This window comes from Streptomyces sp. MK7, from assembly GCF_032658145.1.
Lineage (GTDB): Bacteria > Actinomycetota > Actinomycetes > Streptomycetales > Streptomycetaceae > Streptomyces > Streptomyces spiralis.
This window is the reverse complement of sequence record NZ_JAVACL010000003.1, coordinates 380,092-406,493: the sequence shown is the minus strand read 5'-3', so window position 1 is coordinate 406,493 and position 26,402 is coordinate 380,092. Positions and strand designations below refer to the sequence as shown.

20 protein-coding genes, 3 tRNA genes and 1 pseudogene are annotated in these 26,402 nt (G+C 72.7%); 13 read left to right on the top strand and 11 right to left on the bottom strand.

Annotated features, from left to right (window positions below; translation table 11 throughout):
- Positions 1 to 25 precede the first annotated feature (25 nt).
- Complete coding sequence (locus R2S09_RS06560; RefSeq protein ID WP_306186906.1) at positions 26 to 1,483, top strand: acyl-CoA synthetase; 1,458 nt, start codon at positions 26 to 28, stop codon at positions 1,481 to 1,483.
- The gene (locus R2S09_RS06555; RefSeq protein ID WP_316740113.1) at positions 1,476 to 2,912 is read left to right on the top strand and encodes a carboxyl transferase domain-containing protein; all 1,437 of its coding nucleotides are present in this window, start codon (positions 1,476 to 1,478) and stop codon (positions 2,910 to 2,912) included. The genes R2S09_RS06560 and R2S09_RS06555 overlap by 8 nt, the downstream gene beginning before the upstream one ends.
- A 25-nt stretch (positions 2,913 to 2,937) precedes the next feature.
- Here R2S09_RS06555 and R2S09_RS06550 read toward each other — a convergent pair.
- Positions 2,938 to 3,462: pseudogene (locus tag R2S09_RS06550) on the bottom strand (hypothetical protein); the annotation flags it as partial.
- Between the two features lie 342 nt (positions 3,463 to 3,804).
- Here R2S09_RS06550 and R2S09_RS06545 point away from each other — a divergent pair.
- From R2S09_RS06545 to R2S09_RS06535, 3 genes are all read left to right on the top strand, one after another.
- Complete coding sequence (locus R2S09_RS06545) at positions 3,805 to 4,848, top strand: rod shape-determining protein (RefSeq protein ID WP_306186910.1); 1,044 nt, start codon at positions 3,805 to 3,807, stop codon at positions 4,846 to 4,848.
- Between the two features lie 296 nt (positions 4,849 to 5,144).
- A complete protein-coding gene (locus R2S09_RS06540; RefSeq protein WP_306186911.1) occupies positions 5,145 to 5,300 on the top strand; it encodes a hypothetical protein in 156 nt (51 codons plus the stop codon).
- Positions 5,301 to 5,517: 217 nt separating this feature from the next.
- Positions 5,518 to 6,306, top strand: coding sequence for a VOC family protein (locus R2S09_RS06535; RefSeq protein ID WP_306186913.1), 789 nt, complete (start codon positions 5,518 to 5,520; stop codon positions 6,304 to 6,306).
- Between the two features lie 121 nt (positions 6,307 to 6,427).
- Here R2S09_RS06535 and R2S09_RS06530 read toward each other — a convergent pair.
- From R2S09_RS06530 to R2S09_RS06515, 4 genes are all read right to left on the bottom strand, one after another.
- Positions 6,428 to 6,504 (bottom strand) — tRNA-Ile (locus R2S09_RS06530).
- Between the two features lie 51 nt (positions 6,505 to 6,555).
- Complete coding sequence (locus tag R2S09_RS06525) at positions 6,556 to 6,738, bottom strand: hypothetical protein (protein ID WP_316740112.1); 183 nt, start codon at positions 6,736 to 6,738, stop codon at positions 6,556 to 6,558.
- A gap of 63 nt (positions 6,739 to 6,801) precedes the next feature.
- Positions 6,802 to 6,874: transfer RNA gene (locus tag R2S09_RS06520), tRNA-Asn, on the bottom strand.
- A 5-nt stretch (positions 6,875 to 6,879) separates the two neighbouring features.
- Positions 6,880 to 6,952: transfer RNA gene (locus R2S09_RS06515), tRNA-Asn, on the bottom strand.
- 145 nt (positions 6,953 to 7,097) lie between these two features.
- On the opposite strand from R2S09_RS06515, the gene R2S09_RS06510 reads away from it, so the two are divergent.
- The 4 genes from R2S09_RS06510 to R2S09_RS06495 all read left to right on the top strand — a co-directional run bounded on the left by R2S09_RS06510 (position 7,098) and on the right by R2S09_RS06495 (position 12,793).
- Complete coding sequence (locus R2S09_RS06510) at positions 7,098 to 7,397, top strand: YtxH domain-containing protein (RefSeq protein WP_306186994.1); 300 nt, start codon at positions 7,098 to 7,100, stop codon at positions 7,395 to 7,397.
- 53 nt (positions 7,398 to 7,450) lie between these two features.
- Complete coding sequence (locus R2S09_RS06505; RefSeq protein WP_316740111.1) at positions 7,451 to 8,905, top strand: FGGY family carbohydrate kinase; 1,455 nt, start codon at positions 7,451 to 7,453, stop codon at positions 8,903 to 8,905.
- A 172-nt stretch (positions 8,906 to 9,077) separates the two neighbouring features.
- Positions 9,078 to 10,811, top strand: coding sequence for an ABC transporter ATP-binding protein (locus R2S09_RS06500; RefSeq protein WP_316740110.1), 1,734 nt, complete (start codon positions 9,078 to 9,080; stop codon positions 10,809 to 10,811).
- Positions 10,811 to 12,793 (top strand): ABC transporter ATP-binding protein, encoded by a 1,983-nt coding sequence (locus tag R2S09_RS06495; RefSeq protein ID WP_306186999.1) that lies wholly within the window; start codon positions 10,811 to 10,813, stop codon positions 12,791 to 12,793. Before R2S09_RS06500 ends, R2S09_RS06495 begins: the two co-directional genes overlap by 1 nt.
- A 72-nt stretch (positions 12,794 to 12,865) precedes the next feature.
- On the opposite strand, the gene R2S09_RS06490 is transcribed toward R2S09_RS06495, so the two are convergent.
- Positions 12,866 to 14,152 (bottom strand): RNA polymerase sigma factor, encoded by a 1,287-nt coding sequence (locus R2S09_RS06490; RefSeq protein WP_316740109.1) that lies wholly within the window; start codon positions 14,150 to 14,152, stop codon positions 12,866 to 12,868.
- 265 nt (positions 14,153 to 14,417) lie between these two features.
- Here R2S09_RS06490 and R2S09_RS06485 point away from each other — a divergent pair, with 265 nt between their 5' ends.
- Entirely contained in the window at positions 14,418 to 14,639 is a 222-nt protein-coding gene (locus R2S09_RS06485; protein WP_316740108.1) for a hypothetical protein, read from the top strand.
- A gap of 12 nt (positions 14,640 to 14,651) precedes the next feature.
- Here the strand turns inward: R2S09_RS06485 and dnaG are convergent, their stop codons facing one another.
- The 4 genes from dnaG to R2S09_RS06465 form a co-directional block, all read right to left on the bottom strand.
- The gene (gene dnaG, locus R2S09_RS06480; RefSeq protein ID WP_306187004.1) at positions 14,652 to 16,571 is read right to left on the bottom strand and encodes a DNA primase; all 1,920 of its coding nucleotides are present in this window, start codon (positions 16,569 to 16,571) and stop codon (positions 14,652 to 14,654) included.
- Positions 16,572 to 16,709: 138 nt separating this feature from the next.
- Positions 16,710 to 17,975: an NAD(P)/FAD-dependent oxidoreductase gene (locus R2S09_RS06475; protein WP_306187006.1), complete on the bottom strand. Its 1,266-nt coding sequence runs from the start codon at positions 17,973 to 17,975 to the stop codon at positions 16,710 to 16,712.
- 195 nt (positions 17,976 to 18,170) lie between these two features.
- On the bottom strand, positions 18,171 to 19,505 hold the full coding sequence (locus tag R2S09_RS06470) for a deoxyguanosinetriphosphate triphosphohydrolase (protein ID WP_316740107.1): 1,335 nt from the start codon (positions 19,503 to 19,505) through the stop codon (positions 18,171 to 18,173).
- Between the two features lie 109 nt (positions 19,506 to 19,614).
- Positions 19,615 to 20,430 (bottom strand): sirohydrochlorin chelatase, encoded by an 816-nt coding sequence (locus tag R2S09_RS06465; protein WP_306187009.1) that lies wholly within the window; start codon positions 20,428 to 20,430, stop codon positions 19,615 to 19,617.
- A 622-nt stretch (positions 20,431 to 21,052) separates the two neighbouring features.
- Here R2S09_RS06465 and R2S09_RS06460 point away from each other — a divergent pair.
- Both R2S09_RS06460 and R2S09_RS06455 read left to right on the top strand, forming a co-directional pair.
- On the top strand, positions 21,053 to 21,778 hold the full coding sequence (locus R2S09_RS06460) for a vancomycin high temperature exclusion protein (protein WP_372337678.1): 726 nt from the start codon (positions 21,053 to 21,055) through the stop codon (positions 21,776 to 21,778).
- A 118-nt stretch (positions 21,779 to 21,896) separates the two neighbouring features.
- Positions 21,897 to 24,068 (top strand): molybdopterin oxidoreductase family protein, encoded by a 2,172-nt coding sequence (locus R2S09_RS06455; RefSeq protein ID WP_306187013.1) that lies wholly within the window; start codon positions 21,897 to 21,899, stop codon positions 24,066 to 24,068.
- A 95-nt stretch (positions 24,069 to 24,163) separates the two neighbouring features.
- On the opposite strand, the gene R2S09_RS06450 is transcribed toward R2S09_RS06455, so the two are convergent.
- On the bottom strand, positions 24,164 to 24,607 hold the full coding sequence (locus R2S09_RS06450) for a gamma-glutamylcyclotransferase family protein (protein WP_306187015.1): 444 nt from the start codon (positions 24,605 to 24,607) through the stop codon (positions 24,164 to 24,166).
- A 150-nt stretch (positions 24,608 to 24,757) separates the two neighbouring features.
- On the opposite strand from R2S09_RS06450, the gene R2S09_RS06445 reads away from it, so the two are divergent.
- Positions 24,758 to 26,401: a M4 family metallopeptidase gene (locus R2S09_RS06445; protein WP_316740106.1), complete on the top strand. Its 1,644-nt coding sequence runs from the start codon at positions 24,758 to 24,760 to the stop codon at positions 26,399 to 26,401.
- The last annotated feature ends 1 nt before the right edge of the window (position 26,402 follow it).

Here is a 26,402-nt window from a genome sequence, read left to right as displayed (position 1 = left end):
ACGAGAGTCACTAGGAGTCCGCCGCGTGTCCTCCCTCTTTCCGGCCCTGACGGGTGATCCGGGGGCGCGAGCCGCCCTGCGGTTCGGTGATCGGTCGTTGACGTATGCGGAGCTCGCGGCGGCGGCCGGGGCCGTCGCCGAGCGGGTGCGGGGGCGGGAGAGGGTCGCCGTGTGGGCGACGCCGACACCGGAGACGGCCGTGGCCGTGGTCGGCGTGCTGCTGGCCGGGGCCGCCGCCGTGCCGCTGAACCCGAAGTCCGGGGAGAAGGAGCTCGGTCACGTCCTCGGTGACAGCGCACCCTCGGCCGTGCTGGCGGGGGCCGGTGACGCGCTTCCCGCCGCGTCGGCGGGCCTGGAGCGCATCGACGTGGAGGTCGGCGGACGGGGTCCCGTTCCCGGGGACCTCTCCGAGGAGCACCACGGCGACGGCGACCCCGCCCTGGTCGTCTACACCTCCGGCACCACCGGGCCGCCCAAGGGCGCCGTCATCCCGCGCCGGGCCGTCGCCACCACCCTGGACGCCCTCGCCGACGCCTGGCAGTGGACGGGCGAGGACGTGCTGGTGCACGGGCTGCCGCTGTTCCATGTGCACGGGCTGGTGCTGGGCGTCCTCGGCCCGCTGCGACGCGGAGGGTCCGTACGGCACCTGGGGCGGTTCACCACCGAGGGGGTGGCGCGGGAGCTGAACGCCGGGGCGACCATGCTGTTCGGCGTGCCCACCATGTACCACCGGATCGCGGAGGCACTGCCCGGGGATCCCGAGCTCGCCAAGGCGCTCGCCGGGGCGCGGCTGCTGGTCTCCGGGTCCGCCGCCCTGCCCGTGCACGACCACGAGCGGATCGCGGCCGCCACCGGGCGGCGGGTGATCGAGCGGTACGGCATGACCGAGACCCTGATGAACACCAGCGTGCGCGCCGACGGCGAGGCGCGGGCCGGCACGGTCGGGGTCCCGCTGCCGGGCGTGGAGCTGCGGCTGGTGGAGGAGGACGGCACGGCGATCACGGCGTACGACGGTGAGACGGTCGGCGAGATCCAGGTGCGCGGGCCGAACCTGTTCACCGAGTACCTGAACCGGCCCGACGCGACGGCCGCCGCCTTCACCGCCGACGGGTTCTTCCGCACCGGGGACATGGCGGTGCGCGACCCCGACGGCTGTGTCCGTATCGTCGGGCGCAAGGCCACCGACCTGATCAAGAGCGGCGGTTACAAGATCGGCGCGGGTGAGATCGAGAACGCGCTCCTCGAACACCCCGCGATCCGCGAGGCCGCCGTCACCGGGGAGCCCGACGCCGACCTCGGTGAGCGGATCGTCGCCTGGATCGTCCCGGCCGATCCGCAGTCCCCGCCGGGGCTGGAGGAACTGGCCGACCACGTCGCCCGGCGGCTCGCCCCGCACAAGCGGCCCCGGGTCCTGCATCTGCTCGACGCACTCCCCCGCAACGACATGGGAAAGATCATGAAGCGGGCGCTGACGCGTGGCTGAGCGTCTCTCGGCCCGGCAGGCCATCGCCCTCGTCGGCGACGACTTCCACGAACTCGCCCATCCCGCGAGGGAGTCGGAGCCCGACGGGCCGCTCGGCTGGGAGGGCTACGACGCCTCGCGGGCCCGCGCCGCCGAGCGCACCGGCGAGCAGGAGTCCGTGGTGTGCGGCACCGCGCGCGTCGAGGGCACCCGGGCCGTGCTGATCGCCTTCGAGTTCGGCTTCCTCGGCGGATCGCTGGGCCGGCGCACCGGCGACCGTCTGGAGGCGGCGTACGCCCACGCCCGCGAGCACCGCCTTCCGGTCGTGCCGCTGGTCGCCACCGGGGGCAGCCGCATGCAGGAGGGCATGCTCGCCCTGACCCAGTTGCAGCGCGTGGCCCGGCAGTCCGCGCTCACCCGGGCGGCCGGCCTGCCGCAGATCGCGGTGGTGCGCGACCCGACGACGGGCGGCGGCTGGGCCACCCTGGGCGCGGGCGCGGACGTGATCCTCGCCCTGCCCGGCGCCCAGGTCGGCTTCGCCGGCTCCCGGGTACGGCCGGCGGACGCCGACCCGGCGGCCTACCGGGCCGAGGCGCAGATGGCGGCGGGCTCGGTGGACGCCGTGGTGCGACCGGAGGAGCTGCGGGCGACGCTGGGGCTGTGGCTGCGCCTGCTTTCGCGGCCGTCGACGGCCGCCGTCGCCCCGCCGCGGGCCCTGTCCACGGCAGAGCCCGCGACCGGGTCCGGGTCCCCCACCGGGTCCGCGGCCGGCCTGCGCACCACCGGACTTCCCGCGACCGGACTTCCCGCCACTGGTCTTCCCGCCACCGGCTGGGACGCCGTCCGGCGGGCCCGCTCCCCCGAACGCCCGCGCGCCGAGCGCTACCTGGACTCCTGCTTCACCCGGCGGGTGGCCCTGCGCGGCGACCGCTGCGGCGGCACGGACGACGGGATGCTCTGCGGGTTCGGCGAACTCGACGGCGGTACCGTCGCCTACGCCGCGCAGACCGGCACCGCCACCCGCCCCGCCGGGTACCGCACCGCCACGCGGCTGATCCGGCTCGCGGACCGGCTCGGGATCCCGGTGCTGACCCTGGTGGACACCCCCGGGGCCGCGAACGACGCCGAGGCGGAGCGCCAGGGGGCCGGCGCCGCGATCGCCGAGCTGTTCGGTGCGGTGGCGGCCGCCCGGACGCCGATCACCACCCTGGTGATCGGCGAGGGCGGTTCGGGCGGGGCCCTGGCCCTGGCCGCGCCCGGCAACACCTGGGCCACACCCGACAGCTACTTCTCGGTGATCGCGCCCGAGCTGGCCGCCGCCATACTCAAACGCCCGCCGGACCAGGCACCGGCCACGGCCGAGCAGCTGCGGATCCGGCCGCAGGATCTGGTGGAGCTCGGGGTGGTCCGGGGGGTGGTGCCGGTCCTCGGCGATCCGGACGCGGCCTGACGGTTGTCCGGGCGGTTGTCCGGACCTACCTCACCCCCACGGCCCGGACGATCTCCTGCCGTACCGAACCGCCCCGGCCGTCGCTCGCCGAGGCGCGCGGTGAGACGGTGGCCGCGCCCCGGGGCACGGTCAGGCTGCCGTGCCATGAGGCCTGCTCACCCTGACCGCCGTGCCCGCCGTGTCCGCCGTGCCCGCCGTGCTAGACGTGCCGGCCGTGCCCGCCGGTGAGCCCGACCGTCTGCCAGGTCGCGCCCTCGTCGTACGAGACCTCCAGCTTCCCGGCGCCGATGGTCCCGGTGCCCGGCGCGCCCCCCACGTGCGCGGGGTGCGGGCCGACCGGGAGCCGCCCGCCGGCCTTCGGCAGGCCCGCGAGGTCGGTGTCGGAGTCGAAGGCGAGGTTGATCAGGGGCAGCGCGGTCCAGTGGTCCTCGAGGGTCGCCGACGACCGGAACGTCCACTCGGCGTGCCCCTGGGTGGCGAGCTCGAAGTGCGCGGTGTCGAGCGCGGTGTCCGTGACGAGCTGGTCCGTGTGCTCGTCGGCCGGGGCGTCCTACACGTACGCGCCCCGAGCCGTTCCGCCGGGGTTCCCGGCCCGCTGCTGCCCCCCAGCCGAGTCCGGTGCCGCCAAAGGTGCCAGACGGCTGGAGGGCTTGTGCGGTACGGGAGTTGACGGGAGGTGGTGGATGAGTGCCGTGGCAGATTCCCGCCGCCGGCAAGCCGCCCAACTTTACGCTTATCCAGCGCTTATTCAGCTGATAACCGTAAAATGCACTCGCCCAGTGGCACCCGCCCGGCCCCCTTGAACAGGCGCCCACTCCCCCGCCGCCCGCACGATGCCTATGGGGCCGCAGCCCGGCGGCCGCCACGGCCCGCGCTCTCGGGAGGATCTGCCATGACCGCGACCGCCAGTCTCGAGCAGTTGCGCCGCTGTCACTTCGCCGTCGACCTGGGAGCCGCCCGGACCCGTGTGTACGTCAAGGGCGCCGGACTCGTCGTCGACCAGCCCTCGGTGGCCGCCGTGAACACCCGCAACGGCGCGCTGATCGCGGTCGGCGAGTTCGCGGAGCGGATGACCGGCCGCACCCCCGACTACATCCGCGTCGTCCGCCCCGTCTCCGGCGGCACGGTCGTCGACATCGAGATGGCGCAGCGCATGCTGCGGCATCTGCTCGGCGACCGGATGCGCCGCTCGCTGCGCCGCAGGCCCCGGCTGCGGGCCGCGGCCTGCACCCCGCACGACGCCGACCCGCTGGCCCAGCGCGCCACGATCGAGACCCTGGTGGGGCTCGGCGCCCGCCGCGTGGAGCTGGTCGACACGCTGATCGCCGCGGCCGTCGGCTGCGGGCTGCCCGTGGAGCGGGCCGAGGCCACCATGATCCTGGTGTGCGGGGCCGCCGCCACCCAGGTGGCCGTGCTCTCCCTGGGCTCGATCGTCACCGCGCAGCGCATGCCCGTCGGCGGCGAGGCCGTCGACCGCGCGATCGTGCAGCACCTGCGCCACGAGCACGCGTTGATGCTGCCCAGCCAGTCCGTCCGTCCCCTCCAGGTGGCCCTGCACGGCAACGGGCTCACCGCGCACGGTCCGGCGTCCACGGAGATCCACGGCCGGGACGTGGCGACCGGCCTCGCCCGCTCCGTCCTGGTCGACACCGCCGCCGTACGGGAGGCCATCCAGACCCCGCTGACCACCGTGCTCGACGGCATCTACAAGGTGCTCCGGGAGTGCCCGCCCGACCTGGTGGCCGACCTCGCCGACCGCGGCATCATGATGGTCGGCGGCTCCGCCCTGCTCCCGGGCCTGGACCAGATGCTGCGAGAGGCCACCGGCATGCCGGTCAACATCGCCGAACGCCCCGACATCTGCGCGGTCCAGGGCCTGGGCGACATGCTGGAGGGCAAGGTGGAGCCACTGGTCCTCGACCCGCTGGGGGCGTAGCCGGCAGGCGGACGCGGACACCGGCGCGGACGCGGCGACCATCAACACCGCGGCGCGCCCCGAGGCTTCGGCCGGCCCGCACATACCGGACCACGCCCCGGCGGCGCCGCCGGAGGGGGTACGCGTGCCCTGCGCCCGGCGCGCTCACCCGCACGACGGCCGGACCGCCGCATGACCGCAACACCCCCCGCGCCCCTGCACGACGGCCACACCCCCGCGTCCCCGCACGGGGTGTTTCCGGCGCTCAGGGGTACCCGGTCGCCGAGTGACCAGCCCCGTCCGCAGGAGTCGCCACGATGCGAGAGCGCACCCCCTCCCAGGCCGAAGGCGAGCGCGACGACAACGAGGCCCAGCGCATCGCCGAGCTGCCCGACACGCCGTACCCGACGCCCTCCCAGGCCGAGGGCGACCGCGACGACCTCCCCGAGACGGCCGACGCCGCCGACGCCTGACCACGGCGCCGGCCGCCGGGCGTGAGAAATCCGTGTGATGCCGGTGGATGGCAGGCTCATGACAGTCATATCGGCCGCTCGTCACCCCGGAGCATGAATCGCCCCGGCCCGCCGGGCGGGATGTGAGGGCGGGGCGGCCGAAGGTGGGCATCGTGGCAGGCGTCGTGCGGGGCCGCCCAGGGAGTGGTCCCGCGGAGCCGTCGTCGGAGGGGCGCGCATGCTCGGCACAGACTTCACCCACGGATCACCCTGCTGGATCGACCTCGGCAGTCCGGACACCGACCGGGCGGCCGCCTTCTACGGCGGTGTCTTCGGCTGGCGGTTCGTCCCGGCGGGACCCGAGGCCGGCGGGTACGGGTTCTTCCAGAAGGACGGTGGCACCGTCGCCGCGCTGGGCCCGCTCACCGAGGAGGGCGCGAGGAGCGCCTGGACGGTGTACTTCCGTACCGATGACGCCCAGGCCACGGCCGACGCGGTCGAGCGGGGCGGCGGCACCGTGCGGACGGCGCCGATGGACATCCCGGGCGGGGCACGGATCACCCAGCTCACCGACCGGCAGGGAGCCCGGTTCGCGGCCTTGCAGCCGGGCGCCACGCCGGGAGGAGGGCTGGAGCGGACGTCCGAGGACGACACGCTGGTCTGGGTGGAGCTGCACGTGCCGGACCCGGAGGCGGGAATCGCCTTCTACCGCGACCTCTTCGGCTGGCGCTCACAGGAGATGCGGGCGCCCGGGATGACGTACCGGGTGCTCAGTCTCCGGGACGGGGACCAGCAGGACGCGTCCTTCGGCGGGGTGGCGCCGCTCCAGGAGGGCGGCCTGGAGGCGAGCTGGGTGCCGTACTTCGCGGTCGCGGACGCCGACGAGACCGCGCGCAGGGCGGAGCGGAACGGCGGCTCCGTGCCGATGCCGGCGGCGGACGTGCCGGGCGTCGGCAGGATCGCCTGGCTGGCGGACGCATCGGGCGCGGTCTTCGCCGTACTCAAGCCGAACCCCCGCCAGGAGTAGCCGGACCGGGCCACCACGATCCGGTCTTGGTCCTGACGAGTGAACGGGGGCCACCACGCCCGCGTGGCGGCCCCGGTCCGCGTGTTTCCGCGGATAGAAACGCTTCTGCACGCAGAGCGCCTGGTGGGGCGGGTGGGACTCGAACCCACGGCCGACGGATTATGAGTCCGCTGCTCTAACCGGCTGAGCTACCGCCCCGTGCGGCGTGTCGCGCACACTTGTACGCGCCGTCTGCCGCAGCATAGCCGCTCATACGATCTCCTGCTTCGCCATGGTCGGCTTACCGCGGCCCTTCATGACCTTGATGGTCTTCACGACCTTGAGGACTCCGCCGGGGCCGCGACGGTTCCCCCGGGACGGGGCGGTTCCCCCGGGACGGGACGGATCGCTGGGAAGCCGGCGGGAGGCCGGGAAGCCCATGGCGAGGCTCACGGCGAGAAGGCGGGCAGGAAAGCGGGCATGAAAAAGGACCCCGAAGGGTCCTCGTTCAGCATGCTCCCCCGACTGGACTCGAACCAGTAACCTGCCGGTTAACAGCCGGCTGCTCTGCCAATTGAGCTACGGAGGACCGAGCTCCCCCGACTGGACTCGAACCAGTAACCTGCCGGTTAACAGCCGGCTGCTCTGCCAATTGAGCTACGGAGGAATGCCTCGTTGCATCGAACGTGCCTACCTGGGTATTGGCCAGGGGGCGCTCGCTCGCTGCGACACATACATTAGCGCAAGCAGGGGGGTGCTCCGCCAATCGGTTCCCTCCGGCAACGACGTCGAGGCAAGAAAGGGTGGCCACCATGCGCTACCGGCTCGTGTTCATCGCAGGACTGGCTGTCGGTTACGTACTGGGCACGAGGGCGGGACGTGAGCGCTACGAGCAGCTGAGGAAGTCCGCGCGGCAGGTCGCGCAGAACCCGGCGGTGCGCAACACCGCCGAGAGCGCGGCGCAGCAGGGCCGCCAGTTCGCGGGCCGGGCGTACCACGCGGTGAGCGAGAGGGTCGGCGACCGGATGCCCGACTCGGTCGCCCGGCGCGTGCGCTCCCTGCGCGAGCGGGGCACCGGCGGCACGGACGACTGGGGCACCAGCAACACGTAGCGATCCGGCGCCCACGACCCGAGCAAGCGCTCCGGTGCGGCAGAATTTCGGTCATGGGGATAGTCGCCGGGTTGGACAGTTCACCCGATTTCACTCGCATCGTAGTCTGCGACACGGACACCGGGGCCGTGCTCAGGCAGGGCTACGCGCCGCATCCGGTGGAGAGCCCCGAGGGCGGAGGCCGCCCTGCCGACGTCGATCCGCAGGCGTGGCTGCTCTCGCTGGGGGAGGCCGCGGGCGGCGGGCTGCTGGAGGGCGTGCAGGCCATCGGCGTCTCGGCCCAGCAGAACGCGCTGGTCCCGCTGGACGGGCAGGGTGCCACCGTGCGGCCCGCACTGGTCGGCGGCGACCGGCGGGCCCAGGTCGCCGCGGCCGACCTGATCGACGCGCTCGGCGGGCGGGAGGCCTGGGCGCAGGCCGTGGGATGCGTTCCGCAGGCCGCGCAGCCCGTGACCAAGCTGCGCTGGCTCGCCAAGACCGAATCCGACGCCGCCCGGCGTGTCGCCCTGCTGCTGCAGGCGCACGACTGGCTGGTGTGGCAGCTGCTCGGCCGGCCGGTACGGCGGACCACCGACCGCGGGGGCGCCTCCGGCACCGGCTACTGGTCGGCGGCCACCGGCGCCTACCGGCCCGACCTGGTGGAGCTGGCCCTCGGTCACCACGCCGCACTGCCGGAGGTGATCGGCCCGGCGGAGGCCGCCGGTACGACACCCGAGGGGCTGCTGATCTCGGCCGGCACCGGGGAGACCATGGCCGCCGCCTTCGGGCTCGGTCTGGGTCTCGGTGACGCGGTGGTCTCGCTGGGCGCCTCCGGCTCGGTGATGGCCGTCCACCCCGAGGCGCTGGTGGACCAGAGCGGGATGATCACCTCGCTCGCCGACGCCACCGGCATGCACCTGCCCGTCGTCACCACCCTGAACGCCGTACGGGCGCTGCGCGGCACCGCCGAGCTGCTGGGGCTGCCCGATCTCGAGGGCCTGTCCGACCTGGCGATGAAGTCGACGCCGGGCGCGCACGGGCTGGTCCTCCTGCCGTACCTGGAGGGCGAGCGGACCCCGAACCTGCCGCACACGGCGGGGACGCTGGCGGGCCTTCGGCGCGAGTCGATGAAGCCGGAGCACCTGGCGCGGGCCGCGTTCGAGGGCATGCTGTGCGGGCTCGCGGACGCGCTGGACGTGCTGCGCGGGCGGGGCGTGGAGGTGCGGCGCGTCTTCCTGCTCGGACCGGCCGCCGAGCTGCCCGCCGTACAGGCCGTGGCGCCCCCGCTGTTCGGCGCGCAGGTCGTGGTCCCGCAGCCCGCGGACTACGCCGCGATCGGCGCCGCCCGGCAGGCCGCGTGGGCGCTCGGCGTGTCCCAGGGCACTCTCGACCCGCGCACTCCGCCGCGCTGGCAGGGCGCCGTCGCCCAGATCCTGGAGCCCGGCGAGGAACTGGCGGTGGGCCAGGCGGTGCGCCAGCAGTACGTGTCGGTGCGCGAACAGACCCATCCGGGGGCGTTTCGCCCGTAATGCCCCCTGAATTCCCCTACGCCACCCGCACGGAGTAGGTCCACCGGCTGACGGCGCGTCGGTCGGTGGACCGCTGTCGGCTTAATCAGTTGAGGTAACGCGGGTGGAGTGTTCGACGATAGGGGCCAGGGGACATCGACCGCCCCCGACCGCCGACTCCGAGAGACCCAGCGTGCTCATAAGACTTCTGCGGACCTATCTCAGGCCCTACAAGAAACCACTGGCCGTACTGGTGCTGCTGCAGTTCCTGCAGACCTGCGCCACCCTCTACCTGCCCACACTGAACGCCCACATCATCGACAACGGTGTCGTCAAGGGTGACACGGGGTACATCCTGACGTTCGGTGCCGTGATGATCGGCATCTCGCTGGCGCAGGTCGTGTGCAACATCGGGGCCGTCTACTACGGCGCCCGGACCGCCTCCGCGCTCGGCCGGGACGTGCGCGCGTCCGTCTTCGACCGCGTGCAGTCGTTCTCGTCGCGTGAGGTGGGGCACTTCGGGGCGCCCTCGCTCATCACGCGTACGACCAACGACGTCCAGCAGGTGCAGACGCTGGCCCTGATGACGTTCACCCTGATGGTGTCGGCACCCATCATGTGCGTGGGCGGTGTGGTGCTGGCCCTCGGCCTGGACGTGCCGCTGTCGGGCGTCCTGGTCGCCGTGGTACCGGTGCTGGCCATCTGCGTGACCCTGATCGTGCGCCGGCTGCGCCCGCTGTTCCGGTCCATGCAGACCCGCCTGGACACGGTGAACCGGGTACTGCGCGAGCAGATCGGCGGCAACCGCGTGATCCGCGCCTTCGTCCGTGACGAGTACGAGAAGGAACGCTTCGGCAAGGCCAACGCGGACCTGACGGACATGGCGCTGGCCACCGGCCGGCTGCTGGCGCTGATGTTCCCGATGGTGATGACGGTGGTGAACCTGTCGTCCATCGCCGTGGTGTGGTTCGGTGCGCACCGCATCGACAGCGGCGGCATGCAGATCGGTGACCTGACCGCGTTCCTGGCCTATCTGATGCAGATCGTGATGTCCGTGATGATGGCCACGTTCATGTTCATGATGGTGCCGCGCGCGGAGGTGTGTGCCGAGCGCATCCAGGAGGTGCTGGGCACCGAGTCCAGCGTCGTGCCGCCGCTCGCGCCCGTGCGGGAGCTGCGCCGGCACGGGCATCTGGAGATCCGTCAGGCCGGCTTCCGCTACCCGGGTGCCGAGGAGCCCGTGCTGAAGGCCGTGGACCTGGTGGCCCGCCCCGGCGAGGTGACCGCCGTCATCGGCTCCACCGGCAGCGGCAAGTCCACCCTGCTGGGCCTGGTGCCGCGCCTGTCCGACGCCACCGACGGCGAGGTCCTCGTCGACGGCGTGGACGTACGGACCCTGGACGCCGAGCTGCTGGCGAAGACGGTGGGCATGGTTCCGCAGAAGCCGTACCTGTTCGCCGGCACGGTCGCCACCAACCTGCGCTACGGCAACCCGGACGCCACCGAGGAGGAGTTGTGGCACGCGCTGGAGGTGGCGCAGGCCAAGGACTTCGTCTCGAAGCTGGAGGGCGGGCTGAACGCGCCGATCGCGCAGGGCGGCACCAATGTCTCGGGTGGTCAGCGCCAGCGCCTGGCCATCGCCCGTACGCTCGTGCAGCGGCCCGAGATCTACCTGTTCGACGACTCCTTCTCCGCCCTCGACTACGCCACCGACGCGGCCCTGCGGGCGGCGCTGGCGCGGGAGACGGCCGAGGCGACCGTCGTCATCGTCGCCCAGCGGGTGGCGACCATCCGCGACGCCGACCGGATCGTGGTCCTGGACGAGGGACGTGTCGTCGGCACCGGCCGCCACCACGAACTGATGGCCGACAACGAGACCTACCGGGAGATCGTGCTCTCCCAGCTCACCGAAGCGGAGGCTGCCTGATGGCCGGGCCCATGGGGCGGATGATGGCCGGCGGCGGACCCGACAGCCGCTCGATGGACTTCAAGAAGTCGGGCAAGCGGCTCGTCTCCCGGTTCCGGCCCGAACGGGTGACGATCGTCACGCTCGTGCTGTGCGTGGTCCTGAGCGTCGGGCTCAGCGTGATCGGGCCGAAGATCCTCGGCCGGGCCACCGACCTGGTGTTCGCCGGGATCATCGGACGGCAGATGCCGTCCGGCGTGACCAAGGACCAGGTCCTGCACTCCATGCGCGAACGCGGGCAGGGCTCGGTCGCCGACATGCTGAAGGGCACCGACTTCACCCCGGGCAAGGGCATCGACTTCGGTGCCGTCGGCGAGGTCCTGCTGCTGGCGCTCGGCACGTTCCTGGTCGCCGGCCTGCTGATGGCGGTGGCGACGCGGCTGGTGAACCGCGCGGTGAACCGGACCATGTTCCGCATGCGCGAGGACGTGCAGGGCAAGCTGTCGCGTCTGCCGCTGTCGTACTTCGACAAGCGCCAGCGCGGCGAGGTGCTCTCCCGCGCCACCAACGACATCGACAACATCGGGCAGACGCTCCAGCAGTCGATGGGCCAGCTCATCAACTCGGTGCTGACCATCATCGGCGTGCTGGTGATGATGTTCTACGTCTCCTGGCTGCTGGCGCTGGTCGCGCTGGTGACCGTGCCGCTGTCGTTCGTGGTGGCCACCCGGGTGGGCAAGCGGTCGCAGCCGCACTTCGTGCAGCAGTGGCGCTCCACCGGCAAGCTCAACGCGCACATCGAGGAGATGTACACCGGACACACGCTGGTGAAGGTGTTCGGGCGGCAGGAGGAGTCGGCCAAGCAGTTCGCCGAGCAGAACGAGGCACTGTACGAGGCCGGGTTCAAGGCGCAGTTCAACAGCGGCGTCATGCAGCCGCTGATGATGTTCGTGTCGAACCTGAACTACGTGCTGGTGGCGGTCGTCGGCGGTCTCAGGGTCGCCTCGGGCTCGCTGTCCATCGGTGACGTGCAGGCCTTCATCCAGTACTCGCGGCAGTTCTCGATGCCGCTGACCCAGGTCGCGTCGATGGCGAACCTGGTGCAGTCCGGCGTCGCCTCGGCCGAGCGGATCTTCGAGCTCCTGGACGCCGAGGAGCAGGAGGCCGATCCGGTGCCGGGCGTGCGGCCGGAGGAGCTGCGCGGGCGGGTCGCGCTGGAGCACGTCTCCTTCCGCTACGACCCCGAGAAGCCGCTCATCGAGGACCTGTCGCTCACGGTGGAGCCGGGCCACACGGTGGCGATCGTCGGCCCGACCGGCGCGGGCAAGACCACGCTGGTCAACCTGCTGATGCGGTTCTACGACGTCACCGGCGGGCGGATCACGCTCGACGGCGTGGACATCTCCCGGATGTCCCGGGACGAACTGCGCTCCGGCATCGGCATGGTGCTCCAGGACACCTGGCTGTTCGGCGGCACCATCGCGGAGAACATCGCCTACGGCGCTGGAGTTGAAGGGGGTGCGCGAAGCGCACTCGGTCAGGGTGGTGGCGGGCGACGGGAGGGCGAGGTCACCCGGGGTGAGATCGAGGAGGCGGCGCGGGCCGCGCACGCGGACCGCTTCATCCGCACCCTCCCCGACGGCTACGACACGGTCATCGACGACGAGGGCTCCGGGGTCAGCGCCGGTGAGAAGCAGCTCATCACCATCGCGCGGGCGTTCCTGTCCGACCCGGTCATCCTGGTCCTGGACGAGGCGACGAGCTCGGTCGACACCCGTACCGAGGTGCTGATCCAGAAGGCGATGGCCAAACTCCAGCACGGCAGGACGTCGTTCGTCATCGCGCACCGGCTGTCGACCATCCGGGACGCGGACACGATCCTGGTCATGGAGAACGGGTCGATCGTCGAACAGGGTTCGCACACCGACCTGCTGGACGCCGACGGGGCCTACGCACGGCTGTACAAGGCGCAGTTCGCGCAGGCGGTGGCGGAGGTCGACTGACCGTCCGGGCCACGCGTCGGGGGCCGCTCGCTTCGGGTCGATCCGGTCGACACCGCGGTGAGCGGCCCCTCGTCAGTCCAGGTAGCCGCGCAGCTGGTCGGCGAAGGCGTGGTCGCGGAGCTTGTTGAGGGTCTTGGACTCTATCTGCCGGATCCGCTCGCGCGTGACGCCGAAGAGGCGCCCTATCTCCTCCAGGGTGCGCGGGCGGCCGTCCACGAGCCCGTACCTGAGCTGGACGACCTTCCGCTCCCGCTCCCCCAGTGTCGACAGCACGGCCTCCAGGTGTTCGCGCAGCAGCAGGAACGCCGCCGACTCCACGGGGGAGGCGGCGTCGCCGTCCTCGATCAGGTCGCCGAGGGCGACGTCCTCCTCCTCGCCGACCGGGGCGTGCAGCGAGACGGGCTCCTGGGCCAGCCGCAGCACCTCGCCGACCCGCTCGGGCGGCAGTTCGAGCTGGGCGGCGACCTCCTCGGCCGTCGGCTCGTAGCCGAGCTCCTGGAGCATCCGCCGCTGGACGCGTACGACCCGGTTGATGAGCTCCACGACGTGCACGGGCACGCGGATGGTGCGGGCCTGGTCGGCCAGGGCCCGGGACATGGCCTGGCGGATCCACCAGGTGGCGTAGGTGGAGAACTTGTAGCCGCGGGCGTAGTCGAACTTCTCCACGGCCCGGATCAGCCCGAGATTCCCCTCCTGCACGAGGTCCAGCATGGTGAGCCCGCGGCCGACGTAACGCTTCGCCACGGACACCACGAGCCGCAGGTTGGCCTCGATGAGCCGGCGCTTGGCCACCCGCCCCATGACGACCAGCCGGTCCAGATCGCCGGCGAGCCGGCTGTCCAGGTCCGGGGTGTTGCTCAGCTTCTCCTCGGCGAACAGCCCGGCCTCGACCCGCCGGGCCAGCTCCACCTCCTCGGCGGCGGTGAGCAGCGGAATCCGCCCGATCTCCCGCAGGTACTGCCGGAACAGGTCGGAGGAGGGCCCGCCGGTCTCGGGGCGGGCGGGAGCGGCCGGTTCGACGGGTTCGGGCGCGTCGCTCTCCAGCGCGCCGGCCGGGGGTTCCTCCGGCTCGGGCGGCGCCGGCTCCGCCTCGGGGTGGTGCGCGACCCGGTCCTGCGGGGGCACGGCCGCCGCGATGACGAGGTCGGGGGGGACATCGGCGGGGATGTCGGTCTGGGTGAGGGTCTGGGTCTGCACGGGGGCGACCTCCAGGATGATCGCTGCTGAACTGTGCGGCAGCGGTACTCGGGGGGCGGAGTCGGCGGCCACGCCGCTGTCCGTCCCGTACGCGATGAGCGGAACCGCGGGGATGTAGGACCCGTGGGGGACGGATCGGCCGCGCTCCGAGGACTCAGGCACCGGACCCAGTGTGGGGTACGACACATCGCCGCCACGAGGGGCGTGCGGTGACTTTTTGCGTCCGGTCCGTGACCGGTCGGTTACTCAGGTCGTCCGACCATCGGATTGATGGACGGGGACACTGGAACCCACCGACTTCGGGCAGGATCCACATGGGAGAGATCGAGGAGCCGCGGCGCCGTCTGGAAGCGCTGGAGGCTCAGGTGAACGCCGTCGTGAGCAGCAGACCACGACGCAGAACCTGGCCGTGGGCTCCGATCGGGACGTGGCCGCTCTGCAAGTGGCCGCTCTGCAAGTGCAGCGGCGCTCGGATATGCAGGTGATCCGGGCACCGCGGGAGACGCAGATCGAACACGGCAGGACGCTGGAGGAGCACAGCAAGGTCCTCGGTGCCCTGGTGTCCGGCCAGGTGGCAATGATGGAGCATCTCAAGGCGATCACCGACCACCTCGGGATCACCCCGCCCGGACACTCCTCCGAGGAGTAGCCGGAGCAGCCCTCACAGCGCCGCCGCCCCTCGCTCCCGCAGCGCCTGGTCGTACTGCTGGAGCACCCACAACTCGTTCTGCACCGCCGCCAGCTGGGCCGGGTCGCCGCCGTTGCCGAGGCGGGCGACCGTGCTCTGGAGGTCGCGGATGCGGCGTTCGACCGCGCGGCGGCGGACGGTGACCAGCTGGGCGCCGACGTAGGCCTCGTCGACCTCCCGGCGAAGCAGGATCGCCTCGACCGCGAGTTCCGTGACCATGGCGCGGACCGTGTCGTCGGGGGCGGCCTCGCGGACGCGGACCAGGTACTCCTGCGGGTCCTGCACGCCGTACTCCGCGCCGCCCGCGTCCAGGATCGTCTGCCGTACGGCCGCGTACGGCGGGGCGGTGAACTCGTCCACCCCGTAGGCGTCAAAGGCCGGGGAGACCAGTTCGGGGCGCTGCAACGCCAGCTTCAGCAGCTCCCGTTCGGTGGCGTAGACGGGGTTGCGGAGGTTGAGCGCCGGGCCGCGGGAGGCGGTGGGGTGGGCGGGCGCGGCGGCATACGTCTGCTGCGGTCCCCGCTGCTGCCGCTCCGGCGCGGGACCGCGGCCGCCGCGCTCCCGGGCCCAGCGGGCCAGTTGGGCCACCCGCCTGACCACGAACTGCGTGTCCAGGATGCCGAGCAGGCCGGCGAGCTGGACGGCCACCTCGTGCTGGGCGCCGCTGTTCTTGATCCGGGCGACGACCGGCGCGGCCTCGTCCAGGGCGGCGGCGCGGCCGGCCGGCGTGTTCAGGTCGTAGCGGGCCACGATCTGGCGCAGCGCGAACTCGAAGAGCGGGGTGCGCGGTTCGACGAGGTCCGCCACCGCCTCGTCGCCCTTGGCCAGGCGCAGGTCGCAGGGGTCCATGCCGTCGGGCGCGATGGCGATGTAGGTCTCGGCGGCGAACTTCTGGTCGTCCTCGAAGGCGCGCAGGGCCGCCTTCTGGCCGGCCGCGTCGCCGTCGAAGGTGAAGATCACGCGGGCCGAGCCGTTGTCCATCAGCAGCCGGCGCAGAATCTTGATGTGCTCGCCGCCGAAGGCCGTGCCACAGGTGGCGATGGCGGTCGTCACTCCGGCGAGATGGCACGCCATGACGTCGGTGTAGCCCTCGACGACGACCGCGCGGGAGGTCTTCGCGATCTCCTTCTTCGCCAGGTCGATGCCGTACAGGACCTGGGACTTCTTGTAGATCGGCGTCTCGGGGGTGTTGAGGTACTTGGGGCCGTTGTCCGCCTCGTAGAGCTTGCGGGCGCCGAAGCCGACGACCTCGCCGCCGATGTCCCGGATCGGCCACATCAGCCGGCCGCGGAAGCGGTCGATGGGGCCGCGGCGGCCCTCCTGGGCCAGACCGGAGAGGATCAGCTCCTTGTCGGTGAAGCCCTTGCCGCGCAGGAAGCGGGTGAGGTGGTCCCAGCCCTGGGGGCTGTAGCCGACGCCGAAGTGGACGGCGGCGGCCTGGTCGAAGCCGCGTTCGGCCAGGAAGACCCGGCCGGTCTCGGCCTCGGCGGAGCCGGCGAGCTGCTCGGCGTAGAAGTCGGCGGCCAGCTTGTGGGCCTCGACCAGGCGGATGCGCTCGCCGCGCTGGTGGGCGGGGTTGTACCCGCCCTCCTCGTAGCGCAGGGTGATGCCGGCCTGGGCGGCCAGCCGCTCGACCGCCTCCGAGAAGGAGAGGTGGTCGACCTTCATCACGAAGGTGATGGTGTCGCCGCCCTCCTGGCAGCCGAAGCAGTGGAAGAGTCCCTTGCTCGGGCTGACCTGGAAGGACGGCGACTTCTCGTCATGGAAGGGGCAGAGACCCTTGAGGTTGCCTCCGCCCGCGTTGCGCAGCTGGAGGTACTCGGACACCACGGCGTCGATCGGGACCGCGTCCCGTACCGCCTTCACGTCCTCGTCGTTGATCCGTCCTGCCACGCGTGAATTCTACGGGGCCGGACCGACACTCCTGGGGCGAGCCGCTCCCCGGCCGGGGGTCCGGCCCGCCGTGCAGCGGCTGTGGGACGCAGGCCCCCCGGGAATCGCAGCACGGGGAGGCCGGACACTCCCGCCCCGCTACGAGGCCAGGGTGTCCAGCGGCACATGCGGGTCCGCCAGCGCCTCCGTGTCCACCTGTGCCTTCGTACGAATCAGGTGCTGGATCGGGTCCGTGACGTCCCACACGTTGACGTTCATCCCGGCCAGCACCCGGCCCTCCTTCACCCAGAACGCGATGAACTCGCGCTTTCCGGCGTCGCCCCGGATCATCACCTGGTCGTACGAGCCCGGCGGCGCCCAGCCGCTGTACTCCATGCCCAGGTCGTACTGGTCGGAGAAGAAGTAGGGCACGCGGTCGTAGGTGACGTCCTGGCCGAGCATGGCGCGGGCGGCGGCCGGGCCGCCGTTGAGGGCGTTGGCCCAGTGCTCGACGCGCAGCCGGGTGTCGAACAGGGGGTGCGGGAAGGACGCCGCGTCACCGGCGGCGTGGATGTCCGGGTCGGAGGTGCGCAGCCGCTCGTCGACCGCGATGCCGCCGCCGTGGGCGCGGTCGGCCAGCTCCAGGCCCGCCGCCTCGGCGAGGGCGACCCGCGGCGCGGCGCCGATCGCGGCGAGCACGTCGTGGCAGGGGTGCTCCTCGCCGTCGTCGGTGCGGGCGGCCAGCACCATGCCGTCCTGGCCGACGATCTCGGTCAGCACGGCACCGAAGTGGAAGCGGACGCCGTGCTCGCGGTGCAGCTCGGTGAAGATCTGACCGAGCTCGGGGCCGAGGACGTGGTGCAGCGGGGTGGCGGACGGTTCGACGACGGTGACCTCCGCGCCGTACTCGCGGGCCGCCGCCGCGACCTCCAGGCCGATCCAGCCGGCGCCGGCGATCACGATGTGGCCGTTGTCCCGGCCGAGGTGGGTCAGGACGCCCTTGAGCCGCTCGGCGTGCGCGAGGCGGCGCAGATGGTGGACGCCGGCGAGGTCGGTGCCCGGGATGTCCAGGCGGCGCGGCTCGGCGCCGGTGGCCAGCAGCAGCTTGTCGTAGCGGACGTGGGTGCCGTCGTCACCGAAGTGGACGGTCTTGGCGGCGCGGTCGATGGCGTCGACCGTCTGGCCGAGGTGCAGCTCGATGTCGTTCTGCGCGTACCACGCCGGTTCGTGCACGAAGACCGTGTCGCGTTCCTCCTTGCCCAGCAGGTAGCCCTTGGACAACGGTGGGCGCTCGTAGGGGTGGTCGCGCTCGTCACAGATGAGGATGACGCGGCCGCTGAAGCCCTCCGCGCGGAGGGTCTCGGCCGCCTTGGCGCCGGCCAGACCCCCTCCGACGATGACGAATGTCTGATCCGCGTCGACCACTTGTTGCCTCCTCGTCAGGGTGCCGCCACATGCGAGCGTCCCGCACGGAGCGTGATGCGGGAAGAGGGAGTGGCCCGATCAGGCCACGGAGGGTCACCTGGGGGCCTGGTCAGGGCCTTTGGATCACCTCTGGAACCAACTGTTGTCACACCGGTATCACCGGTATCACGGACGTCCGTAAGCGCGCTGTCAGTGTCATGCGCGCCCCCTCAGACGCGCGTGGAGCGAGCGGGCCGAGGCGTCGGTGAGGGAGGCGATCTGGTCGACGATGACACGCTTGCGGGCGCGGTCGTCCGGAGCCTGGTCGAACAGGGCACGGAACTGCGGGTCCAGGCCCCCCGGGGCGCGCGCGGTGAGCGCCTCGGCCAGCTCGGCGACGACGATCCGCTGATCGGCCCGGAGCCGTTCCTGTTCGGCGCGCTGCATCACGTAGCGGTCGGCGACGGCCTTGAGGACCGCGCACTCCGTTCGGGTGCTTCTGGGGACGACCAGCTCGGCGCCGTAACGGCTCAGCCGCCCGCTGCCGTACGCCTGCCGGGTGGCGCCCTCGGCCGCCAGGCAGAAGCGGCCGATGAGCTGGCTGGTGGCGTCCTTCAGCCGGGCCTGGGCGACCGCCGAGCCGTCGTAGCCGTGCGGCCACCACTCCTGGTCCAGCAGGCGGTCCAGGGCCTCGGCCAGCTCCTCGGGGTCGGTGTCCGCGGGGACGTAGCGGCCGACGGCGACCGCGAACACCGCCTGCCGCTCGGGCTCGGCCTGGAGGCAGCCCGGGTCGATGTGGCCGGCGTGCAGGCCGTCCTCCACGTCGTGCACCGAGTACGCCACGTCGTCGGACCAGTCCATGACCTGGGCCTCGAAGCAGGTGCGGGTGCCGGGCGCGTCCTTGCGGAGCCAGTCGAAGACCGGCCGGTCGTCCTCGTAGACACCGAACTTGGGGGACGCCGGGTCGGTGGGGTGGGCGTCGCGCGGCCAGGGGTACTTGGTGGCGGCGTCGAGGGCGGCACGGGTGAGGTTGAGGCCGACGCTGACCAGCTCGCCGGAGGCGGGGTCGGGGACGAACCGCTTGGGCTCGATGCGGGTGAGCAGGCGCAGGGACTGGGCGTTGCCCTCGAAGCCCCCGCAGTCCCGCGCGAACTCGTTCAGCGCCTGCTCGCCGTTGTGCCCGAACGGCGGGTGGCCCAGGTCGTGGGAGAGGCAGGCCGCCTCCACCAGGTCGGGATCGCAGCCGAGGGCGGCGCCCAGCTCCCGGCCGACCTGGGCGCACTCCAGCGAGTGGGTGAGCCGGGTGCGGGGGCTCGGGTCCCAGGCCTGGCTGCGCTCGCCCGGCGTGACCACCTGCGTCTTGCCCGCCAGGCGTCTGAGCGCGGCGGAGTGCAGCACGCGCGCGCGGTCGCGCTGGAACGCCGTACGGCCCGGGCGCTTGTCCGGCTCCGCGGCCCACCGCTCGACGGCCGACGCCTCGTAACCGTCGGACGGGAGGTGGTTCTCGTAGGGCCCTGCTGCCTCGACTGCCCCGGGGGCGATCCCTTCCATGTCTCGACAGTAAGCGCAGCCGCCGACAATCGGGATGTCACCGTCCGGCTCCGGTCGGTGATCGCCAGACCGGTCGCGGCGCCGCCGTCCACCCGCCGGTACGCCCGCGTCAGGCCGGTACGCGCGCGTCCTGGGCCGAGGTCGCCGGCGCCGCGAGGGCCCGGTCGTAGCGGTGCAGGACGAGCCGGGCCATCGCCGGGTGGTCGCCGAGCGGGGCGGAGGCGATCCAGGGGGCGGCCTCGGCGCACTGGGTGGCGAAGCGGCCGGGGGCGGTGAAGCAGGAGGCGACGGCGACGCGGTGGCGGCCCCGGGCCGCGAGGGCGCGCAGGGCGGCGGGGACGGTGGGGCGGGCGGCGGAGGCGTAGGCGGGCACGACGGGTACGCCGAGGCGGTCGGCGAGGAGCCGCGCGGTGCGGCGGGTGCCGGCCGCGGAGTCGGGGTCGCGCGAGCCGGCGGCGGCCAGCACCACCGCGCTCGTACGGCGCACGGCGTCGTCGGTCCCGGTCCGGGCGGGCCAGCCGGCCTCGACCAGACGGGCGTACAGGGTCTCCACGAGCAGGGGGTGCGGGCCGAGCGGTGCGGCCACGCGTGCGCGTGCCGGTGCGGCGGCGGCCATCCCGGGGATGTCCTGCTTGACGTGGTAGCCGGGGCTGAGCAGCAGCGGCACCAGGACGGCTTCGGTGTCGCCCAGACCGGCGAGGGTGTCGGGGAGCAGCGGCTCGTTGAGCTCGATGTGCCCCAGGTGCACGGACAGCCGGGGGCGCAGCTCGCGGACACGGTCCATGAGGGCCCGTACGGTGCTCAGCGCGCGCGGGTCGCGGCTGCCGTGCGCCACGAGGACGAGGGCGGGCGGGTCGGGCCGGCGTCCGCCGCTGAGCGACACCAGGCTGAGCTGGCCGGCGAGCTGGGTGCTGATGCTGCTCATGATGTGCGCCGTACTGTCGAGGCGGACGCCGGGGGCCGGCGGCCCGCCGGGGCCGTGGAGGGACTCGTCGCGAGGAGGGCGGTAACTGCTCGCCAAGAAGTGCGCATCGGATTGCATCAGCTCGATCGTGTGATGGTCAGTTTCCCGGCTTGCGGTGCCGTGCGGGGCTCGGGGCAGCGTGATCAGCGCGATCTGGGACGCCGGGTGCGGTGCCGGCGTGCGGGGCCCCTGCTCCACCAGCGAGATGGTCCAGGGCCTCCCCGCCGCCTCTGGCCGCGCCCACATGGCCAGATCGTGAGGGAACCGGCCTCCCGGGATCGGACCACGCACGGGATGCGTGTCGCCGCCCTGGGGACGAGTACGCCGGGGACCAGTGCGCTCAAGACCGTTCGGGGCGTGCCAGTGCGCGGACTCACTCCTGCTCACTGCCAAGGATCGGTTTGCCGCCGTCATGCACAGATCCTGACGGTGTGAGGTTGCCGCGCCGTTGCGTGGCCGTGACCGGGTTGTTTTCCGGCATTTCACGGGGCGGGCAGGGGCGGAGTGAGCAGGCTTCCGCGCTCCCCGCCCCGCCCCGGCGAACCGGGGCGTCGCTCACGGCGTCCCTAGGGGCATGCCGGGCATGAAGATCCACGGACCGAGGCTGCCGCGCGCCCCCTTCTTTCGGGGCTCGCTGCAGGGCCGCTACAGCCGGTGTCGGCTCACCCGCACCGGGCAGCGGCGGCTGGTACAGACCGTGATGTCGGTGTGCGTACTGGCGCTGCTCCCGGCGGCCTGGCTGTTCGTCGTGACCGGCGACCGGCTGCGGACCACGGCCGACGCGCCGCGCGCCGAGGTCGGCGTGGTCTTCGGCGCGGGCCTGTGGGACGGCGAGCCGTCGCCGTATCTGGCGCACCGCCTGGACGCGGCGGCGCGGCTGTACCACGAGGGCCGGGTCAAGGTGCTCCTGGTCACCGGCGACAACAGCCGCGAGGACTACGACGAGCCGGACGCCATGCGCGCGTACCTGACCGAGCACGGAGTGCCCGCCGCCCGGATCGTCACCGACTACGCCGGGTTCGACACCTGGGACTCCTGCGTGCGCGCGAAGAGGATCTTCGGCGTGGACCGGGCGGTCCTGGTCAGCCAGGGCTTCCACATCCGCAGGGCGGTGGCCCTGTGCGAGGCGGCGGGCGTCGACTCCTACGGCGTCGGTGTGGACGAGGCGCACGACGTCACCTGGTACTACGGCGGCACCCGCGAGGTGTTCGCGGCGGGCAAGGCGGTGCTGGACGCGGTGTTCCGTCCCGACCCGACGTTTCTGGGGCCGAAGGAGCACGGGGTCGCCCGGGCCCTGTCCACCCGGTGAGGATCGCCTCCGCCGACGGCGGCCTCACGGCGGGCGGGCCCGCGCTGCGAGGTCACCGTGCCGGGCGCGTAACAGCGGCCGTCCGGGCGCGTAACACGGCCGACGCACGCTGAGCGGCATGCAGCAAGAGACCTCCGCGACGCCCACGCACTGCCCGTACTGCGCCCTGCAGTGCGGGATGAACCTCACCCCCGCCCCGGGCGGGGGTGTGGAGGTGACCGAGCGCGCGGACTTCCCGGTGAACCGGGGCGCGCTGTGCGGCAAGGGCCGTACGGCGCACGCGGTGCTCTCCTCCCGGGTGCGGCTGACCTCCCCGCTGGTGCGCTCCGGCGACGGCACGCTCAGGCCGGCCGGCTGGGAGGAGGCCCTGGGCCGGATCGCCGGGGCACTGGCACGCGCGCGCGTGGAGCACGGCCCGGACGCCTGCGGGGTGTTCGGCGGGGGCGGGCTGACCAACGAGAAGGCGTACACGCTGGGCAAGTTCGCCCGGGTGGTGCTGGGCACCTCGCAGATCGACTACAACGGCCGTTTCTGCATGTCGTCGGCGGCGGCCGCCGGGACGCGGGCGTTCGGGCTGGACCGGGGGCTGCCGTTCCCGCTCGCGGACATCCCCCGGACGGGCTGCGTGATCCTGGTCGGCTCCAACCCGGCGGAGACGATGCCGCCCTCGCTGCGCTACTTCACCGAACTGCGCGAGAACGGCGGCACGCTGATCGTCGTCGACCCGCGTCGCACGAAGACCGCCGAGCAGGCCGACCTGCATCTGGCGCCCCGGCCCGGCACCGATCTCGCCCTGGCCCTGGGCCTGCTGCACCTGGTCGTCGCCGAGGGCCGCACCGACGAGGCGTACATACAGGAGCGGACGACCGGCTGGGAGGAGGCCCGGGCGGCGGCCATGGCGCACTGGCCGGAGTACGTGGAGCGGGTCACGGGGGTGCCCGTTCCGCAGCTCCGGGAGGCGGTACGGCTGTTCTGCGCGCCGGAGTCGGCGATGGTGCTCACCGCGCGCGGGCCCGAGCAGCAGGCCAAGGGCACGGACACGGTGGGCGCGTGGATCAACCTGTGCCTGGCGACCGGCCGGGTGGGCCGGCCGCTGTCCGGGTACGGCTGCCTGACGGGGCAGGGCAACGGGCAGGGCGGGCGCGAACACGGCCAGAAGGCCGACCAGTTGCCCGGCTACCGCAAGCTGACGGACCCGGCGGCGCGGCGGCACGTGGCCGAGGTGTGGGGCGTGGACCCGGACAGCCTGCCGGGGCCGGGACGCAGCGCGTACGAACTCCTGGACGCGCTCGGTACGGACATCCGCACACTGCTGCTGATGGGCTCCAACCCGGTGGTGTCGGCGCCGCGCGCCGCGCATGTGGAGGAGCGGCTGAGGTCGCTGGACTTCCTGGCCGTCTGCGACGTCGTGCTGTCGGAGACGGCGGCGCTGGCGGACGTCGTCCTGCCCGTCACGCAGTGGGCGGAGGAGACGGGCACCACGACGAACCTGGAGGGCAGGGTGCTGCTGCGGCGGCGCGCTCTCACGCCGCCCGACGGGGTCCGCAGCGACCTGGAGGTGCTGCACGAACTGGCCGCCCGGCTGGGCGTGGAGAAGGGCTTCCCGACCGATCCCGAGGAGGTCTTCGAGGAGCTGCGCCGCGCCTCGGCGGGCGGTCCCGCGGACTACTCGGGGATCACCTATCGCCGGCTGGCGGAGGAGAACGGCGTCTTCTGGCCGTGCCCGGCGCCGCCGGAGCCGGCCGGCGCCCCTGCCTCCTCCTCCGCCCCCGCTCCCGCCTCCCCTTCCGCTCCCGCTCCCGCTCCCGCGTCCGGATCCGATGTCCATCCGGGCACGCCGCGCCTCTTCCTCGACCGGTTCGCCACCGAGGACGGCCGGGCCCGGTTCGTGCCCGTCTCGCACCGGCCGAGCGCCGAGGAACCGGACGAGGAGTACCCGGTGCTGCTGACCACCGGGCGGGTCGTGTCCCAGTACCAGTCGGGCGCCCAGACCCGGCGCGTGGACGAGCTGAACGCCGCCGCGCCCGGTCCGTTCGTCGAGCTGCACCCGCGACTCGCGGCGCGGCTGGGGGCCACCGAGGGCGACCCGGTGGCCGTCGTCTCCCGGCGCGGCCGTGCGGTGGCGCCCGCGCGCATCACGACCGGCATCCGCCCGGACACGGTGTTCATGCCCTTCCACTGGCCCGGCGAGGGCCGGGCGAACACGCTGACCAACCCGGCCCTGGACCCGACCTCGCGAATGCCGGAGTTCAAGGTGTGCGCGGTGCGGGTGGAGGCGGTACGGCCGTGACGGCTGACAGCTGACGGGTCACGGCTGACGGCTGACGGCTGACGGCTGACGACCGCAGCCGACGGCTCGGGTTGACGGCTGCGTTTGACGTCCCGTCAGCGGCGGGACGACCACGCGCCGCTCTCGATGACCCGGCCGCCGGCCCGCAGCCGCGCGGCCACGGCCGGACCCGCCACGTAGACCCACGCCCGTACCGCTGTCTCGTCGGCCTCGCTGACCACCTCGCGTGCGACGCGTTCGTACAGGCTGCGCGGGTCCCCGGCGACGTATCCCTCCAGCCGGTCCAGGACCGAGAGCAGTTCCTCGTACGTCTCGGGCCGGGCGGTGACCAGTTCGCCCCGCACCACGCCGCCCGGCTCCTCGACCGCGTACGGGAAGCCGGGCCCCTCGTACAGCACGGCGCCGGTGAGGCGGGCCGGCTCCTCGGTCCGGGTGCGGCCGCGCAGGAGGACGTCGTGGTTGCGTTCGCCGGGGCGCAGGGTGCCGTAGACGAAGAAGGGGAGGGGCTCGGGCGGCGAGGAGGGGGCCGGAACGATCACGGAAACGATTCTGTACCCCCTCCAGCTCCCCACACATCTCCATGGAGGGGGTATGGACACGACTTGTCATGGTCCCTTAAACCTGAACGAACGTCAGCGCCACGCCCCACCCCCACTCCCCCCCTCGAAGGCGCCTTCCCAAGGAGACCGATGAGTCGGACACGGCACACCCGAGGCGGCCGCCTGGCCACGGCCGGCATAGCCGCCACCACCGCCACCCTGCTGGCCGCCGTACTCTCCCCCGCCGCACACGCGCAGGACGGACCGACCCGGGCCACCGCGATCCAGAACGCCGCCTCGGCGCTCCTGGACCACGCCACCGCCCTGGGGCTGACCTCCGCGGAGAACACCACCGTCCGGGACGTGATCGTCGACAAGGACGGCACACAGCACGTCCGCTACGACCGCACCTACGACCGACTGCCGGTGCTGGGCGGCGACTTCGTGGTCCACCTGCGCCCTGACGGCACCTACCGCGGCGCGAACCGGGCGACGAGAGGCACGGTCGCTCTCCCGACCACCACCCCGAAGCTCTCCGCCCCCAAGGCCGCCGACCTCGCGGTCAACGCGCTGCGCGCCGCGAACCTCGGCGAGACCCTGAAGAACGTGAAGGCCAGGCCCGAGCTGGTCGTCGACGCCCTGCACGGCGCCCCGCGCCTGGCCTGGCGGACGAACGCGGCCGGGCTGGACTCCCTCGGCAACCCGGTCGCCCGTACGGTGCTGACCGACGCGCTCACGGGTGCGCAGATCGACGCCTGGGACAGCATCGAGACGGCGACGGGCGACGGCAAGTCCCTCTACAGCGGCACTGTAGGGCTGGAGACGACCCTGTCCGGCTCGGCGTACCAGCTCAAGGACCCCACGCGCGGCAACACCTACACCGGCGACGCCGCGAACAAGACCGACCTGTGCTTCCTCGGCATCTGCTTCCAGCGGGCGCCCGCGACCCTGTTCACGGACTCCGACAACCACTGGGGCACGGGTACGACGGCGGACCGCGCGTCGGCGGCCGTCGACGCCCAGTACGGGACGAACGAGACCTGGGACTACTACAAGAACATCCACGGGCGCAACGGCATCGCGGGCGACGGCAAGGGCTCGTACAACCGCGTCCACTACGGCAGCAACTACAACAACGCCTTCTGGGACGACAGTTGCTTCTGCATGACGTACGGCGACGGTGACGGGACGACGTTCGGTCCGCTGGTGGCGCTGGACGTGGCCGGCCACGAGATGACGCACGGCGTGACGTCGAAGACGGCGGCACTGACGTACTCGGGCGAGTCCGGCGGCCTGAACGAGGCCACCTCGGACATCCTCGGCACGATGGTCGAGTGGTACGCGAACAACCCCTCCGACCCCGGTGACTACCTCATCGGCGAGAAGATCGTCCGCTCCGGCTTCGGCAAGACGGCGCTGCGCTACATGGACAAGCCGTCCAAGGACGGCAACTCGGCGGACTACTGGAGCAGTTCGGTGGGCAACCTCGACGTCCACTACTCCTCCGGCGTCGCCAACCACTTCGCGTACCTCCTCGCGGAGGGCAGCGGCGCGAAGACCATCAACGGCGTCGCCTACGACTCACCGACGTACAACGGCAGGACGGTGACCGGCATCGGCCGGGACAAGGCCGGCAAGATCTGGTACCGCGCCCTGACGGTCTACATGACGTCCTCGACCAACTACGCGGGCGCCCGCACGGCGACCCTGAACGCCGCCAAGGACCTCTACGGCTCCGGCAGCGCTGAATACAACGCGGTGGCGGCGGCCTGGAGCGCGGTCAACGTGAACTGAC